Origin of the sequence: Pseudomonas sp. 10-1B (genome assembly GCF_000935045.1) — a bacterium.
Taxonomy (GTDB): Bacteria; Pseudomonadota; Gammaproteobacteria; order Pseudomonadales; family Pseudomonadaceae; genus Aquipseudomonas.
In genome coordinates, this window is sequence record NZ_JYKS01000014.1 from 1 (window position 1) to 14,858 (window position 14,858).

At 64.3% G+C, this 14,858-nt stretch carries 14 protein-coding genes; 2 read left to right on the forward strand and 12 right to left on the reverse strand.

Translation table 11 applies throughout. The features are described 5' to 3' along the window. Positions 1-111 precede the first annotated feature (111 nt). From TZ03_RS09770 to plsB, 4 genes are all read right to left on the reverse strand, one after another. Positions 112-798: a DUF4197 domain-containing protein gene (locus TZ03_RS09770; RefSeq protein WP_051097378.1), complete on the reverse strand. Its 687-nt coding sequence runs from the start codon at positions 796-798 to the stop codon at positions 112-114. Between the two features lie 33 nt (positions 799-831). After that, on the reverse strand, positions 832-1,230 hold the full coding sequence (locus TZ03_RS09775; protein ID WP_051097380.1) for a YbaY family lipoprotein: 399 nt from the start codon (positions 1,228-1,230) through the stop codon (positions 832-834). 70 nt (positions 1,231-1,300) lie between these two features. Next, on the reverse strand, positions 1,301-2,014 hold the full coding sequence (locus TZ03_RS09780) for a hypothetical protein (protein WP_051097382.1): 714 nt from the start codon (positions 2,012-2,014) through the stop codon (positions 1,301-1,303). A gap of 82 nt (positions 2,015-2,096) precedes the next feature. Then, the gene (gene plsB / locus TZ03_RS09785; protein ID WP_051097384.1) at positions 2,097-4,583 is read right to left on the reverse strand and encodes a glycerol-3-phosphate 1-O-acyltransferase PlsB; all 2,487 of its coding nucleotides are present in this window, start codon (positions 4,581-4,583) and stop codon (positions 2,097-2,099) included. A 203-nt stretch (positions 4,584-4,786) separates the two neighbouring features. On the opposite strand from plsB, the gene TZ03_RS09790 reads away from it, so the two are divergent. Further along, entirely contained in the window at positions 4,787-4,996 is a 210-nt protein-coding gene (locus TZ03_RS09790; RefSeq protein ID WP_003252255.1) for a cold-shock protein, read from the forward strand. A 122-nt stretch (positions 4,997-5,118) separates the two neighbouring features. Here the strand turns inward: TZ03_RS09790 and TZ03_RS09795 are convergent, their stop codons facing one another. The 4 genes from TZ03_RS09795 to TZ03_RS09810 all read right to left on the reverse strand — a co-directional run bounded on the left by TZ03_RS09795 (position 5,119) and on the right by TZ03_RS09810 (position 10,256). Beyond that, a complete protein-coding gene (locus tag TZ03_RS09795; RefSeq protein WP_051097386.1) occupies positions 5,119-5,496 on the reverse strand; it encodes a hypothetical protein in 378 nt (125 codons plus the stop codon). Between the two features lie 16 nt (positions 5,497-5,512). Further along, on the reverse strand, positions 5,513-6,325 hold the full coding sequence (locus TZ03_RS09800) for a putative RNA methyltransferase (RefSeq protein WP_051097388.1): 813 nt from the start codon (positions 6,323-6,325) through the stop codon (positions 5,513-5,515). Next, on the reverse strand, positions 6,325-7,476 hold the full coding sequence (gene dapE / locus TZ03_RS09805; RefSeq protein ID WP_051097391.1) for a succinyl-diaminopimelate desuccinylase: 1,152 nt from the start codon (positions 7,474-7,476) through the stop codon (positions 6,325-6,327). Before dapE ends, TZ03_RS09800 begins: the two co-directional genes overlap by 1 nt. A 188-nt stretch (positions 7,477-7,664) precedes the next feature. After that, a complete protein-coding gene (locus TZ03_RS09810) occupies positions 7,665-10,256 on the reverse strand; it encodes a glycosyltransferase (RefSeq protein ID WP_051097393.1) in 2,592 nt (863 codons plus the stop codon). 119 nt (positions 10,257-10,375) lie between these two features. Here TZ03_RS09810 and tcdA point away from each other — a divergent pair, with 119 nt between their 5' ends. Further along, positions 10,376-11,185 carry a tRNA cyclic N6-threonylcarbamoyladenosine(37) synthase TcdA gene (gene tcdA / locus TZ03_RS09815; RefSeq protein ID WP_177328451.1) on the forward strand — a complete coding sequence of 270 codons (810 nt, stop codon included), beginning with the start codon at positions 10,376-10,378 and terminating at the stop codon, positions 11,183-11,185. Between the two features lie 111 nt (positions 11,186-11,296). Here tcdA and TZ03_RS09820 read toward each other — a convergent pair whose 3' ends face one another. From TZ03_RS09820 to TZ03_RS09835, 4 genes are all read right to left on the reverse strand, one after another. Beyond that, positions 11,297-11,707 (reverse strand): SufE family protein, encoded by a 411-nt coding sequence (locus TZ03_RS09820; RefSeq protein WP_051097396.1) that lies wholly within the window; start codon positions 11,705-11,707, stop codon positions 11,297-11,299. Then, a complete protein-coding gene (locus TZ03_RS09825) occupies positions 11,704-12,909 on the reverse strand; it encodes a cysteine desulfurase (protein WP_051097398.1) in 1,206 nt (401 codons plus the stop codon). The genes TZ03_RS09820 and TZ03_RS09825 overlap by 4 nt, the downstream gene beginning before the upstream one ends. A 119-nt stretch (positions 12,910-13,028) precedes the next feature. Continuing rightward, positions 13,029-14,063, reverse strand: coding sequence for a 2,3,4,5-tetrahydropyridine-2,6-dicarboxylate N-succinyltransferase (gene dapD, locus TZ03_RS09830; RefSeq protein ID WP_051097399.1), 1,035 nt, complete (start codon positions 14,061-14,063; stop codon positions 13,029-13,031). 31 nt (positions 14,064-14,094) lie between these two features. Beyond that, positions 14,095-14,442, reverse strand: a complete 348-nt coding sequence (locus TZ03_RS09835) for an ArsC family reductase (RefSeq protein ID WP_177328452.1) — start codon at positions 14,440-14,442, stop codon at positions 14,095-14,097. Between the last annotated feature and the right edge of the window lie 416 nt (positions 14,443-14,858).

Here is a 14,858-nt window from a genome sequence, read left to right on the forward strand (position 1 = left end):
GCAGTCCCTGTGGGAGCTGGCTTGCCGGCGATGAGGCCAGTCCAGGCAATACAAGACCTTTGTGGGAGCGGCCTTGTGTCGCGATGGGCTGCAAAGCAGCCCCCAAGGCCATCACAGTGCGCCGAAGACCTTCTTGGCCAGGCTGGTAGCCGCTTCAGCCGGGTTCTGGCGAATGCTCTGCTCCTGCTTGGCAATCATCTCGAACAGACCATCCAGCGCCTTCTCGGTCACGTAGTTCTCGATATTGGCGTCATCCTTGACCAGCCCCAGGCCTTTGGCCTGGGCAGCGAAGGCATTGTACTGCTGGGCCACGCCGACCTTGTCGGTGGCCTGCTTGACGATAGGCAGGAACTTGGCGCGGATCTGCTCGCGGCTGCTCTTGTTCAGGTACTGGGTAGCCGAGTCGTCGCCGCCGCTGAGAATACCCTTGGCATCGGTCACGCTCATGTTCTTCACGGCATCCAGCAGAATCGCCTGGGCCTGCGGCACGGCCGCCTCGGCGGCCTTGTTCATGCTGGTTTCCAGGGCTTCGACCTGTTCGCCCTTGCCGAACATCTTCATTGCCTTGGCGGCCTTGCCCAGGTTGCCCGGCAGTTCGATGCGCACGTCCGGGTTGTTGCTGAAACCGCCCGGGGTGCTCAGTTGCTTGACGGCCAGTTGCGCGCCTTGGGTCAGGGCATCTTTCAGGCCGCCGGTGGCGTCTTTCTGGGTCAGGTCGCCCAGCGACAGGGCCAGGGCACTGGCCGACAGCAGCAGGCCGGCGCACAGGGTAGTGAAGCGCAGGGAGGTGCGGATCATGGAGCTTTCCTTGTAAACAGGTGAATACGGATATCAGCGAACCTGGTCGACTTTGACGCGCACGGGCTGCGGGTCACTACCGTCGAGCATGACGCCGTGGTGTTCGGTGTTGATGAACAGCAGCTTGCCGTCCAGCTCGATGCGCGCGCTCAGCGCATAGCGGTGGCCAGGCTTGACCTGGGTTGGGTCATAGGTGAGATGGAACGGCAGCGGTACGTTGCCTTTGACCGGGCCGGCCTGGCGGGCCAGGGTCACGGCTGGGGCGTCCATCAGCGAGACGTCCTGCAACTCCACACTCAGGGTGGCGGCCGGTGGCAGAGCAATGCGCTGCAGGTAGTAGACTTCACCCTCCAGGCTGGCCTGGTTGGACGGCGTTTGGCTGGAACAGGCTGCGAGCAAAGATGCGCAACACAGCATAAAGAGCTTTTTCATGGAATCTCCGGTGTCCTTGGCGTTGGCTTGTGGCCAACCCCAGGGACTTTAGCGGATTTTCCTCGATCAATCAGCGGCGTGGCCTGCGCAACACAATCATGGACAGGTTGGGTGGGTTGGAAAGGTCCAGGTTCTTGAGCACGTTGCCTGCGAAGATCACCTTGCGCTCCAGGTCGTACAACCCCAGATGCAGCTTGGTGTGGAGGCCTTCCGGCACTGTAGCGGCGTCAATGAACAACGAGAACGGTGCACCGTCGCCTTTCAGATACAAGGAGTGTTCGGCAAGGTTGCTGGTGTAACGGTTGCTATGGCCATCTTCCTGAACGACCAGCAATGTGGCATCCAGGTAGGCCGCCTGCTGGCACAACTCAGGTGGAACACTCACTCGTCCGCTCAGCTCGATGACATTCGGTTGCATGGGGTGTTTTCCCGGAACCTGGGAGGCGCTGTCCACCGCCTCCAGGTCCAGTTCCAGAGAGATACCTTGCACGGCATCGGCAATGGATACGGTCTGCGTCGTGCGGGCTAGCATGGCATCCGCACCTATGCCTGCCGTGCAGTTAGCTTCCAGGGTGACTTCGGCCATGTCACCCAAGTTCAGGCGGTCAAGGTGCAGGCGAAAGGGGAGCGGTGATCCAGTGGCCAGTGCACTGCATGTGGCGAGCAACTGCTCGTGGCCTTCCAGCAGGCCTGTCACGGTCACGCTAAGGCGTGTCGAGCTTTCGGCGAACTCGGGGACGAAGGGGGCAGTGAGGGTACCGGTGATTTCCAGGGTATCGCGCATATTGTCGCTCCAGGTGCGGGGGATGGGATCGCTTGCAGCGTACGATCCTGGCCCCCTGAGGCATCCTGGTGTAGCTGGAAACCTACCCTTGCGTGACATCCGCTGGTTCATCACGGTGCAGGGCCACCTGGCGGATCGACAGGCGCAGCTCGGCCGACAGCACCCGCTTGGCCACGCCTTCGGCCAGTTCGCCAAGCTTGTCGTGATAACCCAGCTTGCCGTTACCATCCGGGCGTAGCACGCCTTGTTCGACCAAGGTCTGGATGAAGTGGCGGAACAGCGTCTTGTCGAAGAACTCAGGGGCGTTCAAACCATGCAGGATCGACAGGCGCTGGGCCATCATCACGCACAAATCTTCCAGCTCTTCGGCGCTGAGGCTGTTCTGCCCGCTGTTGAGCAGCAGCGAGGTGGCCATGTAGAAGCGCTGCAGGGTCTGGGTGATGGTGCGGGCGAGCAGGGTCAGCAGCACGAACTGCCGCGAGCTGGGTGGCGGGCGCACGTACACATCGTTGTCCTGGCGCAACAGCCCCTGTTCGACCAGTGCGGCCAGCCATTGGTCGATCACCTCGTCCAACTGCTGCTGCGACCAGCGCAGGAACAGTTCGGCCTGCAAGTACGGGTACAGCGCATGCACGTACTGGCCCAGCAGTTCGCGGCTCATGCGCGAGCTGCTGAGGAAGAAGCTGGCCAGCAGCGCCGGCAGGGCGAAGATGTGCAGCACGTTGTTGCGGTAGTAGGTCATCAGTACCGCGTTGCCTTCGTCCAGGTACAGGATGCGGCCCAGGGCATCCTTTTGCTCGGCTACCAGGTTCATGCTGCGCACGTGTTCGATCAGCGCCTGGCCGTCACCCTCGGGCAGGGTGATGTGCGGCGAATAGGGCACCTGGCGCAGCAGGGCCAGGTACAGGTCGAGCACGCGGGTCAGGGCGCGTTCGTCCAGGGCCAGGCGACTGGTGGACAGCAGCGCCAGGGCCACCAGGTTGACCGGGTTGATCGCTGCCGCCTCGTTGAGGTGGCGGGCCACGGTCTCGCCCAGGCGGGTGGTGGTGGCGTTGAGCCAATCCGGGCGGTACTGCGGGCCGTGGTCCTGTTCACGCCAGCCGGGTTGCTGCTGGTCGAGGAAGCCGGCCAGGCGGATCGGTTCGCCGAAGTTGACGTAGACCTGGCCAAAGCGCTGCTTGAGCGCGCCGAATACCTTGAAGATGTCGAATACCGACTCTTTCTTCTTGCTGGCGCCGCGCAGCTCGCCGAGGTAGGTTCGGCCTTCGAGCACGCGCTCGTAGCCGATGTAGACCGGCACGAACACGACTGGCGTGCGCGACGAGCGCAGGAAGCTGCGCAGGGTGATGGCCAGCATCCCGGTGCGCGGCTGCAGCATGCGCCCGGTACGCGAACGGCCGCCTTCGACGAAGTACTCGACCGGGAAACCCTTGGTGTACAGGGTGTGCAGGTACTCGTTGAACACGGCGGTGTACAGCGGGTTGCCCTTGAACGTGCGGCGCATGAAGAATGCGCCGCCCCGGCGCAGCAGGTTGCCTACCACCGGCATGTTGAGGTTGATGCCCGCGGCCACGTGCGGCGGGGTGAGGCCGTTGCGGAACAGCAGGTAGGACAGCAGCAGGTAGTCGATGTGGCTGCGGTGGCACGGCACGTAGATCACTTCGTGGCCGGGGGCGATACCTTGCACCTGCTCGATGTGGTTGACCTTGATGCCATCGTAGATCTTGTTCCAAAACCAGCTGAGCACCACTTCGAGGAAGCGGATGGCGGTATAGGTGTAGTCCGAGGCGATCTCGTTGCCGTAGCGCAGTGCCTGGGCTTCGGCCTTGGCCAACGGCAGGTTCTGGCGTTGCGCTTCGTCGGCAATGGCCTGGCGCACCTGTGGTGCGTGGACCAGGCCCTTGACCAGGTTGCGCCGGTGCGAGATGTCCGGGCCGATGACGGCAGTCTTGAGGTTGCGAAAATGCACGCGCATCAGGCGCTGGGCCATGCGCACGGTACGCTCGTGGCCCTTGTTGTGCTGCACCAGTTCGCGCAGGTGGATGGGGGCGGAGAACTGCACGCGGGTCTTGCGCCCCAAGGCCAGCACGGTCAGCAGCCGGCGCAGGCGCCCGGTAACGGCCCAGCTGTCGGCGAACAACAGCTTCCACGGGCTGGATTCGCTGGCTGGCGTCTGGCCCCAGAACACGCTGACCGGAATGATCTGCGCATCTTCCTCGGCGTGCTGGCTGACCGCGGCGACCAGGCGTTCCAGGGTGGGTGGGGCACCGCGCTTGTCGTGGCGGCCCAGCCAATCCGGCTCTGGGGTCAGGTAGAAGAACGCGGCCGGCTCCTGCAGCGGGCCGACCGCCACCGGTAGCACCGGGCGCGGCAGCCCTGCCTTGGTGCACTCGTGGTCGAGCACGGCCAGGTCGGTGAGCGCCGGTGAAGGCAAGGCATAGAACACTGGCCGGCTACGGTCCAGGTTCAACGACATGGAAGACTGGTTGATGGTCTCGGAGCGCACCCACAGGTACAACAGGCGACGCAGGGCGCCGAAGATCAGGCGGCGCAGGGGGGAACGGGTCATGGGGTGTGTGCCCTGGGTGTGATTTGAAAGGTTGAAGCTTGCAGCAAAAAACGGCAAACGGCAGGACCGTCATCAAATTTTTTTGTTCTGTGTCATATACTCGGCCTGCCACTTGCAGGATATTTGCGCAAGCGGCGTCGGCACGGGGCGGTGGTCTCGTGTCTACAAGGCGATCTTCACAATAAAAATCCGGAGTAGTTCAGATGTCGTCTCGTGAGACTGGGAATGTAAAGTGGTTCAACGATGCCAAGGGTTATGGCTTCATTCAGCGCGAAGGTGGTGCGGATGTATTCGTCCACTATCGGGCGATCCGCGGTGAGGGGCATCGTACCCTGGTCGAAGGGCAGCGGGTGGAGTACGCCTGCGTGCAGGGCCAGAAAGGCCTGCAAGCCGAGGACGTAGTGGGCCTCTGAGCCTCTGGTTTCAAGCCGTAGGAGCGGGCTTGCCCGCGAATCAGCCACCACGGTGGCTGGCACGGGCATAGCCCGTGTTCGCGGGCAAGCCCGCTCCTACAGAAACGAGCAAGGCTTTGGTTTCACGATGTACGCCAAGTGATTTCCTCTTCACCGTCGGCGCTGATGCGCACCCAGCGATCGGCATCTTCTTCGCCGTCTTCCTCCACCCAGCCACCCGGCGCGCAGCGCACTTCCACACCCAGTGCGGCGAACGCGGCGCGGGCGCAGGCGACGTCATCGGCCCACGGCGTCTGGTCGCTTTCCAGGTACAGGCTGTTCCATTTCCCTACAGCTTTGGGTAACCAGGTGACCGGAATGTTACCGGCCTGGCATTTGAAGGTCTGGCCTTTCTGCTTCCACTCGCTGCAGGGGCCGATCGCCTGGGCGAGCCACTCGGCAATCTGCTTGTGGTCGACGTCGGCATCCTTCAGGTAGATCTCGATATCAGGTTGGCGCATAAGGGCTCCGGTGTGCTCAGTCTTGGCGCACGAAATAGTCATAACGCATGGAAACCGTGACTTCGAACGGTTCGGGCTGGTCGATCACCCGGGCACGTTTTTCGGCACTGGCGCGCCAGCCGTGCGGGGTCATGGCCAGCAGGTCGGCGCGGGCCTTGGGCGCAGCCAGGCTCAGGCGGAACTCCAGGGTTTCGCTGTGGGCGTGGGCCATGCCTTGGGGGACCAGGGCCAGGTGCTTGTCGTCGGCGTAAGGGCGTACTTCATCGTAGAGCTCTTCGCGCAGCTCCATCAGGTGGCCGCTGGTCGGGCCGACCCGCATCAGGCCACCGCCGGGGCTGAGCAGGCGCTTGGCCTCGGCCCAGTCCAGCGGGCTGAACACGCTGGCGATGAACTGGCAGCTAGCGTCGGCCAGGGGCACGCGGGCCATGCTGGCGACCATCCAGGTCACCTGCGGCGCACGGCGACAGGCGCGCTTGACTGCCTCGCGAGAGATGTCCAGGGCATAACCGTCGGCGGCCGGCAGGGCCTGGGCGAGCTGCGCGGTGTAGTAACCCTCGCCGCAGCCGATGTCCAGCCAGGCGCCAGGCTGGCGCTCGGCGGCAAGCTCGGCCAGGCGTCGGGCCACCGGCGCGTAGTGGCCAGCGTCGAGGAAGTCGCGGCGGGCCTCGACCATGGCCTGGTTGTCACCCGGGTCGCGGCTGTTCTTGTGCTGCACCGGCAGCAGGTTCAGGTAACCCTGGCGGGCGCGGTCGAAGCGGTGGCCGGCCGGGCACACCACACCGTTGTCGAGCCGGCTCAGGGGCGCCTGGCAAAGAGGGCAGGCGAGCATCAGGCGAGCAACCGGACCAGGGTCTGGTAGTAGATTTCAGTCAGCAGGTCGAGGTCGCTGGCCAGGATCCGCTCGTCGACCTGGTGGATGGTGGCATTGACCGGGCCAAGTTCGACCACCTGGGTGCCCATGGTGGCGATGAAGCGGCCATCGGAGGTGCCGCCGCTGGTGGACGGCTGGGTATCGCGGCCGGTGACGCCCTTGATGCTGGCCGAGACGGCGTCGAGCAGTTCGCCAGGTTCGGTGAGGAACGGCAGGCCCGACAGCGCCCAGTCGATCGACCAGTCCAGTTCATGCTTGTCGAGGATCGCCGATACCCGCGCCTGCAGGCCTTCGACGGTCGACTCGGTAGAGAAGCGGAAGTTGAACAGCGCGGTCAGCTCGCCCGGAACCACGTTGGTGGCGCCGGTACCGGAATTGAGGTTGGAAATCTGGAAGCTGGTCGGCGGGAAGAACGCATTGCCTTCGTCCCAGTGTTCGGCCGCCAGTTCCGCCAGGGCCGGTGCGGCCAGGTGGATCGGGTTGCGCGCCAGGTGTGGGTAGGCCACATGGCCCTGCTTGCCACGCACGGTCAGCTTGGCGCCGAGCGAGCCACGGCGGCCGTTCTTGACCACGTCGCCCAGCAGGGTGGTGCTGGACGGCTCGCCGACGATGCACCAGTCCAGGCGTTCGTTGCGCGCTTTCAGGCGCTCGACCACGGCCTTGGTGCCGTGGTGGGCCGGGCCTTCCTCGTCGCTGGTGATCAGGAAGGCGACCTTGCCGCGGTGGTCGGGGTAGTCGTGCACGAAGCGCTCGCTGGCGACCACCATGGCGGCCAGGCTGCCTTTCATGTCGGCAGCGCCACGGCCGCAGAGCATGCCGTCGGCGTCGATCAACGCTTCGAACGGCTCATGCTGCCACTGCTGCACCGGGCCGGTGGGAACCACGTCGGTGTGGCCGGCGAAGCACAGTACCGGGCCGTCCTGGGTGCCATGGGTGGCCCAGAAGTTGTCGACGTCCTCGATGCGCATCGGTTCGAGCTGGAAACCGACGGCGCCCAGGCGGTTCATCATCTGCGCCTGGCAGTCGGCGTCGACGGGGGTGACCGACGGGCGACGGATCAGGTCGCAGGCCAGTCGTAGGGTAGGCGAGAGCTCGGCAGGGGCCGTCATGGGGGACTCCGGGGCAAGGCAAGGCGGGGAAATCTGAGGGGCGTTATCTTATATCAAATGGTTTCAGGCGGCACGGCCCATTCGCGGGCACGCCCGCTCCCACAGGTACTGCACCGCTCTGAATGTCTGTGACGGACCTGTGGGAGCGGGCGTGCCCGCGAATGGGCTGCAAGGCAGCCCCGGCAATCTCAGGCCTGTTGTGTCTCGGCAACCTTCTCTACCGGCTTGGGCAGCGACGACAGCAAGGCCATCACCAACGCCGCCACATAAGGCAACGACTGCACCAGCAACATCGCCACCCAGAAGCGCATGTCCGAGCTCGGCAGCCCTTGCACCAGGTAGATACCCAGTGCCGCGCCCCACAGCAGCAACATGATGAACAGCTCCTCTCGCGCCTCGGAAATCGCCACCAGCAAGCCATGGCTGTCGGCATGCTTCGGCGTGCGGATGAACGGCATGCTGCTGGTGAAGAAGCCATACAGCACCGCCTTGGCGATGGTGTGCGACAGCGCCAGCCCGGCCAGCGCCGCGGCGAAGGCGTCCTTGAGGTTGACCCCCACCGCTCGGCGGTAAAGGAAGATGATCTTGCCGACCTTGAAGAAGAACAGCGCCAGCGGAGGGATGGCGAAGATCATCAACGGCGGGTCGACCCGGTGCGGCACAATGATCATCGCCGCCGACCACAGCAACGCGCCGATGGTGAAGAAGATGTTCATGCCATCGGCGATCCACGGCAGCCAGCCGGCCAGGAAATGGTAACGCTGGCCACGGGTCAGCTCGCTGCCCTTGCCGCGCAACAGGGCTCTGGCGTGGTGCTTGATGATCTGGATGGCGCCGTAGGCCCAGCGGAAGCGCTGCTTCTTGAAGTCGATGAAAGTGTCGGGCATCAAACCCTTGCCGTAGCTGTTGTGGGCGTAGGCGGCCGACAGGCCCTTCTCGAACACGCGCAGGCCCAGTTCGGCGTCCTCGCAGATGCACCACTCGGCCCAGCCCAGTTCTTGCAGCACGCTACGCCGGGTCATGGTCATGGTGCCGTGCTGGATGATCGCGTCACGGTCGTTGCGGGTGACCATGCCGATATGGAAGAAGCCCTTGTACTCGCTGTAGCACAGCTTCTTGAAGGCGCTTTCGTGCTGGTCGCGGTAGTCCTGCGGCGACTGCACCACGGCAATTTTCGGGTCGGCGAAGTGCGGCACCATGTGCTTGAGCCAGTTGCGGTCGACGCAGTAGTCCGAGTCGATCACCGCGATCACTTCGGCGTCCTTGGCGGTGTGCGGGATCAGGTAGTTCAGCGCGCCGCCCTTGAAGCCGGCCAGGGGCGCGACGTGGAAGAACTTGAAGCGCTCGCCGAGCTTTTCGCAGTGGGCCTTGAGCGGCTCCCACACGGCCGGGTCCTTGGTGTTGTTGTCGATCACCAGCACTTCGTAGTCGGGGTAGTCCAGCGCGGCCAGGGCATCGAGGGTCTGCTTCACCATCTCCGGCGGCTCGTTGTAGCACGGCACATGCACCGACACCTTGGGCCGGTAGGCGCTGTCGGCCTGCACCGGCAGGAACTCGCGGCGGCGCTTGTGTATCCATACCGCCTCGGCCAGTTCGTGGGCCTCGGTGAGCAGGACGATGAACACGCCCAGCGCGCCCAGGGCCAGCAGTACGCCCACGGTCAGGCTGAACCAGGTGCTGTATTGCTGGCTGTAGTCGTAGGCGATCCACACCAGTACCGACCCACACAGGAAGGTGATGAAGGTGAGGAAGGTGCGGCCACGCTGGCGCAAGGCCGAGCCATCGATGAACAGCACCATCAGGGCAATCATTGCCAGCACCACCGAGGCCACCGCCAGGGCACGCCACTGCGGAATCGCCACCACCGGCCCCTCGAAGTTGAACTTCTGCTGGCGTTCGGCGTTGTATACGCCCCAGTAGGCGCCTACCGAGCCTTCGTCGCTGGCCTTCCACGGCTGGTCATAGGCTTCGATGACGAAATAGTTGTAGCCGCGGCGGTTGAGGGTGTTGACCAAGGTCCGCAGGTAGATGGCCTGGTCGGCCTGGGTGGCATCGGCACCCCCGCGCATGCGGCCGTTGCTCGGCCAGCCGACCTCCGAGAGCAGCAGGGGTTTACGTGGGAACTGCTGCTTCAGTTCCCGAGCCCGGTCGAGCACGAACTCGACCGCATCGTCCATCGGCACGAACTCCCAGTAGGGCAGGATGTGCGCGGCAATCAGGTCGACGTGCTTGGCAAGCTCGGGGTTTTCCTTCCAGATGTGCCATTGCTCACTGGTGGTCACCGGCACCTTCACCGCTGCACGTACCCGGTCCAGGTAGTTGATCAGGTTTTCCGGCGTGACTTCTTCACGGAACAGCGCTTCGTTGCCGACCACTACCCGTACCACGCTGCGCGACGTGTTGGCCAGCTGGATGGCCGTGGCGATTTCGCGCTCGTTGCGCTCCAGGTCCGGGCTGATCCAGATCCCCAGCGTCACCCGCAGGCCGAGTTCCTCGGCCAGGCGCGGGATATCTGCCTGGGTGCCCTCCACGGTGTAGATACGGATGCTGTCGGTCAGTTTGCTCAACTGCTCCAGGTCCTGGCGCATTTGCTCGTCGCTGGGGTACTGGCCCTTCTGCGGGCTTTGGCCCAGGCGGAACGGTGAATACGAGAAACCAGAGATCTGCTCTGGCCAGGCAGGGGCGGAAACCGGGCGGTTGATCAGTGCCCAGAACCCGGTGAACAACGCGGCGATGGCCAGGACCACGACCAGGTTCAGGCCGAATTTACGTGAAGACATTGTCGTCCATTTGTGTCGAAGTGATGGGACATTAAAACAGGGTTGGTAGTTTCTTTCCTAACGATGCAGGCCATGGGCTCGCTGGCATATAATGCGCGCCGGTTTTTTGGGGTATGAACATGAGCACAGAAGATCCTCGCTTCGCTGGCGTTGCCCGGCTGTACGGTGACCACGGGCTGCAACGCCTGGGCCAGGCCCACGTGGCCGTGGTCGGTATTGGCGGGGTGGGTTCGTGGGCGGCCGAAGCACTGGCCCGTAGCGGCGTGGGTGAGATCACCCTGTTCGACCTGGACGATGTCTGCGTCAGCAACACCAACCGCCAGGCCCACGCCCTGGAAGGGCAGGTGGGGCGGCCCAAGGTCGAGGTCATGGCCGAGCGCCTGCGGGCGATCAACCCCGCGTGCACGGTGCATGCGGTGGCCGACTTCGTCACCCGCGACACTATGGTCGAGTACATCACCGAGAACCTGGACTGCGTGATCGACTGCATCGACAGCGTCATGGCCAAGGCCGCGCTGATTGCCTGGTGCCGGCGGCGCAAGATCGCCATCGTCACCACCGGCGGCGCCGGTGGCCAGATCGACCCGACGCAGATCCAGATCGCCGACCTGAACAAGACCTTCAACGACCCGCTGGCCTCGCGGGTGCGCTCCACCCTGCGCCGCGACTACAACTTCTCGCGCAATGTCAGCCGCAACTATGGCGTGCCGTGCGTGTTTTCCAGCGAACAGCTGCGTTATCCCAAAGGTGATGGCAGCGTTTGCCTGCAGAAAAGTTTCGTCGGCGAAGGCGTGCGGCTGGACTGCTCCGGTGGCTTTGGCGCGGTGATGATGGTGACCGCGAGCTTTGGCATGGTGGCGGGGAGCAAGGCGATAGAAAAGCTGGTGGCGGGCGCGCGGCGGCCGTCGGAACGGGCCAAGGCGGAATAGACTGCGTGGGTTTCTTCGCGGGCTCGCCCGCTCCCACAGGGTACTCATACTTCTTGAGAGAGATGCAGTACCTGTGGGAGCGGGCAAGCCCGCGAAGAAGCCAGTGCCGACTCAGCGGCTGGACGCCAGCTCCGCCATCCGCTGCAGCACCGCATGCAGCCCGTTGCTGCGCGACGGCGACAATTGGCGTTCCAACCCCAGCTGAGTGAACCACTCACGCAGATCGAGCTCGACCAACTCGTCACTGGCCAACCCCTGCACCCGCACCAGCAGCAACGCCAGCAGCCCGCGCAACAAGCGGGCATCGCTACTGGCCTTGAACCGCCACAATCCCTCAACCTGCTCGGCCACCAACCACACCAGGCTTTCGCAGCCGTGCACCCGGTTGGCCTCGGTCTTTTCGGTGTCCGCCAGCGGCTCCAGGCGGTCGCCCCACTGCATCAGCAGCCGCGCGCGCTGCTCCCAGCCCTTGCCCTGTTCAAAAGCCTCCAGCGCCAGGCGCGCCTGTTCCGGCAGGCTCATCGCAACAACTCCAGGCCTTGATCCAGTGCAGCGAAGAAACGCTGCAGGTCATCGCTGTCGTTGTACAGCCCCAGCGACACACGGATCGCGCCCTCCAGCCCCAGCCCCTTCAGCAAGGGCATGGCGCAGTGATGCCCTGCCCGCACGGCAATGCCCTGTTCGGTGAGCAGGTGGGCGATATCGGCATTGTGCACCCCGTCGATGACGAAGCTGGCCAAGGCCGCCTGTGGCGTACCGAGCAGGCGCACGCCGTCGCGGTCGGCCAGGCCTCGTAGCAGGTGCTGGTGCAGGCTGGCTTCATGGGCTTCGACAGCCTGGGTATCGAGGCTGGCCAGGTAGTCCAGGGTCGCGCCCAGGCCAATCACCCCGGCAATCGGCGGGGTCCCCGCCTCGAACCCCAGCGGTGCCGGGCGGAAGCTGGCGCCCTGGTACTCGGCCAGTTGCACCATCTCGCCACCGAACTGCCAGTGGTGCAGCAGCCCCAGCGCCTGGCTGCGACCGTACAGCACGCCGACGCCTTCCGGGCCGTACAGCTTGTGGCTGGAGAATACATAGAAATCGCAGCCCAGTTGCTGCACATCATGGCGGCCATGCACCACGCCCTGGGCACCATCGACCACGGTCAATGCGCCTTGTGCACGGGCATGGGCCAGCAGCGCCGGCAGCGGTTGCCAGGTGCCCAGCACGTTGGACAGCTGGCTGACCGCCAGCACCCGGGTGCGCGGGCCGATCAGTTGCAGTGCCTGGTCCAGATCGATGCGGCCGTGGGCATCCAGCGGCAGTACCACCAGGCGCAGGTCGCGCCGGCGCGCCAGCTGTTGCCAGGGCAGCAGGTTGGCATGGTGCTCCAGGGCGCTGATGGCAATTTCGTCACCGGCCTCGAAGCGGTGTTCCAGGCCATAGGCCAGCAGGTTCAGCGCCGAAGTGGCGCCGTGGGTGAAGATGATCTGCCTTGAGTCTGCCGCATTGAGCCAGGCGGCGACCTTGTCGCGGCTGGTTTCGAAGGCCTGGGTCGCCAGTGCGCCGGGCAAGTGCTGGGCACGGTGCACGTTGGCCGCGCCATGGCCGTAGTAATGGCTCAGGGCATCGAGCAGGGCTTGCGGCTTCTGGGTGGTGGCGGCGCTGTCCAGGTAGGTCTGGTGCTGCCGTTGCAGGGCGGCGATGGCGGGGAAATCGGCACGCCAGGGGGAGGGCTGGAACATGTTCGCGGGGCCTGGAATGAAAATCGGGTCTGGCGTGGTGCCAGACCCGATCTTAACATTTCACGCGCTGTGCGTACGCTGTTCGCGAGCAAGCTCGCTCCTACAGGGCTGAAGGATTCTCAGTTGTGGGCGTGCAGCGCCTCGTTCAGCTCGATGGCCGACTTGTGGGTCTTGCACTCCACCGCGCCGTTCAGCGAGTTGCGACGGAACAGCAGGTCGGTCTGGCCAGCCAGGTCGCGGGCCTTGACCACTTTCACCAGCTCGTTGTTCTCGTCCAGCAGGTTCACCTTGGTACCGGCGGTGATGTACAGACCGGCTTCGACGGTGTTGCGGTCACCCAGCGGAATGCCGATACCGGCGTTGGCGCCGATCAGGCAGCCTTCGCCGACCTTGATGACGATGTTGCCGCCACCGGACAGGGTGCCCATGGTCGAGCAGCCGCCGCCCAGGTCCGAGCCCTTGCCGACGAACACGCCAGCGGAAACGCGGCCTTCGATCATGCCCGGGCCTTCGGTGCCAGCGTTAAAGTTGACGAAGCCTTCGTGCATGATGGTGGTGCCTTCGCCGATGTAGGCGCCCAGGCGCACACGGGCGGTGTCGGCGATACGCACGCCAGCCGGGACCACGTAGTCGGTCATTTTCGGGAACTTGTCCACCGAGAACACTTCCAGCAGCTCGCCCTTCAGGCGCGCTTCCAGTTGCAGTTCGGCCAGTTCGGCCAGGTCGACCGCGCCCTGGTTGGTCCAGGCCACGTTCGGCAGCAGCGGGAAGATGCCGGCCAGGCTCACGCCATGCGGTTTGACCAGGCGGTGCGACAGCAGGTGCAGCTTGAGGTAGGCCTCTGGGGTCGAGGTCAGCGCCGCGTCTTCGGCCAGCACGGTGGCGACCAGCGGCTTGTGGCTCTCGGCCAGGCGGGTCAACAGCGCGGCCTGGGCGGCATCCACACCTTTCAGGGCTTCGGCCAGTTGCGCGGCCTGGGCGTTGCTGAAGGCGATGGCCTGGTTGCCACCTTCGTAACCGAGAACCGGGGCTACCGCGGCAACCAGTTCGGCGCTCGGGTTTAGCAGCGGTTGTGCGTAGAACACTTCCAGCCAGGCGCCCTGGCGGTTCTGGGAGCCGACACCGAAGGCCAGGCTGAACAGGGTATTGGACATGTGATTACCTCGTGCGAAATAGGGTAGGGGCTCAGGCCAGGGCAGCGGCATACAAGTCGGGCTTGAAGCCGACCAGGGTACGCGCGCCAAGGTCGAGCACCGGACGCTTGATCATCGACGGCTGGGCCAGCATCAGTTCGACGGCCTTGGCCTGGTCGAGATCGGCCTTGCTGGCGTCGTCCAGCTTGCGGAAGGTGGTACCGGCACGGTTGAGGATGACTTCCCAGCCGTGTTCGTCGCACCAGCGGTTCAGGCTGTCACGGTCGATGCCTTGGGTTTTGTAATCGTGGAATTCGTAGGCGATGGTCTGGTCTTCGAGCCAGGTACGTGCCTTTTTCATGGTGTCACAGGCTTTGATGCCGTAGAGCGTGTAGGTCATTGTGTGCATTGGGATCACAGGTTGCCCCAATCTCTCCGTTTTCCGATGTCAGTCGCGGGATTATGCGGGAACCATGGTTTGAGCGCCACGGGTGTGCATGCCTTGAGTCTTTTTGTGCCTGTGAGATCGAGCGCCGCCCGCGCGGCGCATCGCCGGCAAGCCAGCTCCCACATCTGTTTCGGGCCAGTCTCTCCTGTGCCTTTGGCGCGCGAACCCCTAGGTGCATGGCTGGGGATAGGTGAAAAGCAGCAGCGAAATCTTCGATATCGAAGGGGACATGCAAGGCGGGCAGCGATGACCTCACAGGAGGGATTGGCCCGAAACAGATGTGGGAGCTGGCTTGCCGGCGATGCGCCGCGCGGGCGGCGCTCGATCTCCGACACACTGCAAACCTCAAGGCATGCACCCTGGGCAAT

Coding starts and splice junctions, on each gene's coding strand:
- TZ03_RS09770 (WP_051097378.1), bottom strand. CDS start 798: ATGATCCGCACCTCCCTGCGCTTCACTACCCTGTGCGCCGGCCTGCTG.
- TZ03_RS09775 (WP_051097380.1), bottom strand. CDS start 1,230: ATGAAAAAGCTCTTTATGCTGTGTTGCGCATCTTTGCTCGCAGCCTGT.
- TZ03_RS09780 (WP_051097382.1), bottom strand. CDS start 2,014: ATGCGCGATACCCTGGAAATCACCGGTACCCTCACTGCCCCCTTCGTC.
- plsB (WP_051097384.1), bottom strand. CDS start 4,583: ATGACCCGTTCCCCCCTGCGCCGCCTGATCTTCGGCGCCCTGCGTCGC.
- TZ03_RS09790 (WP_003252255.1), top strand. CDS start 4,787: ATGTCGTCTCGTGAGACTGGGAATGTAAAGTGGTTCAACGATGCCAAG.
- TZ03_RS09795 (WP_051097386.1), bottom strand. CDS start 5,496: ATGCGCCAACCTGATATCGAGATCTACCTGAAGGATGCCGACGTCGAC.
- TZ03_RS09800 (WP_051097388.1), bottom strand. CDS start 6,325: ATGCTCGCCTGCCCTCTTTGCCAGGCGCCCCTGAGCCGGCTCGACAAC.
- dapE (WP_051097391.1), bottom strand. CDS start 7,476: ATGACGGCCCCTGCCGAGCTCTCGCCTACCCTACGACTGGCCTGCGAC.
- TZ03_RS09810 (WP_051097393.1), bottom strand. CDS start 10,256: ATGTCTTCACGTAAATTCGGCCTGAACCTGGTCGTGGTCCTGGCCATC.
- tcdA (WP_177328451.1), top strand. CDS start 10,376: ATGAGCACAGAAGATCCTCGCTTCGCTGGCGTTGCCCGGCTGTACGGT.
- TZ03_RS09820 (WP_051097396.1), bottom strand. CDS start 11,707: ATGAGCCTGCCGGAACAGGCGCGCCTGGCGCTGGAGGCTTTTGAACAG.
- TZ03_RS09825 (WP_051097398.1), bottom strand. CDS start 12,909: ATGTTCCAGCCCTCCCCCTGGCGTGCCGATTTCCCCGCCATCGCCGCC.
- dapD (WP_051097399.1), bottom strand. CDS start 14,063: ATGTCCAATACCCTGTTCAGCCTGGCCTTCGGTGTCGGCTCCCAGAAC.
- TZ03_RS09835 (WP_177328452.1), bottom strand. CDS start 14,442: ATGACCTACACGCTCTACGGCATCAAAGCCTGTGACACCATGAAAAAG.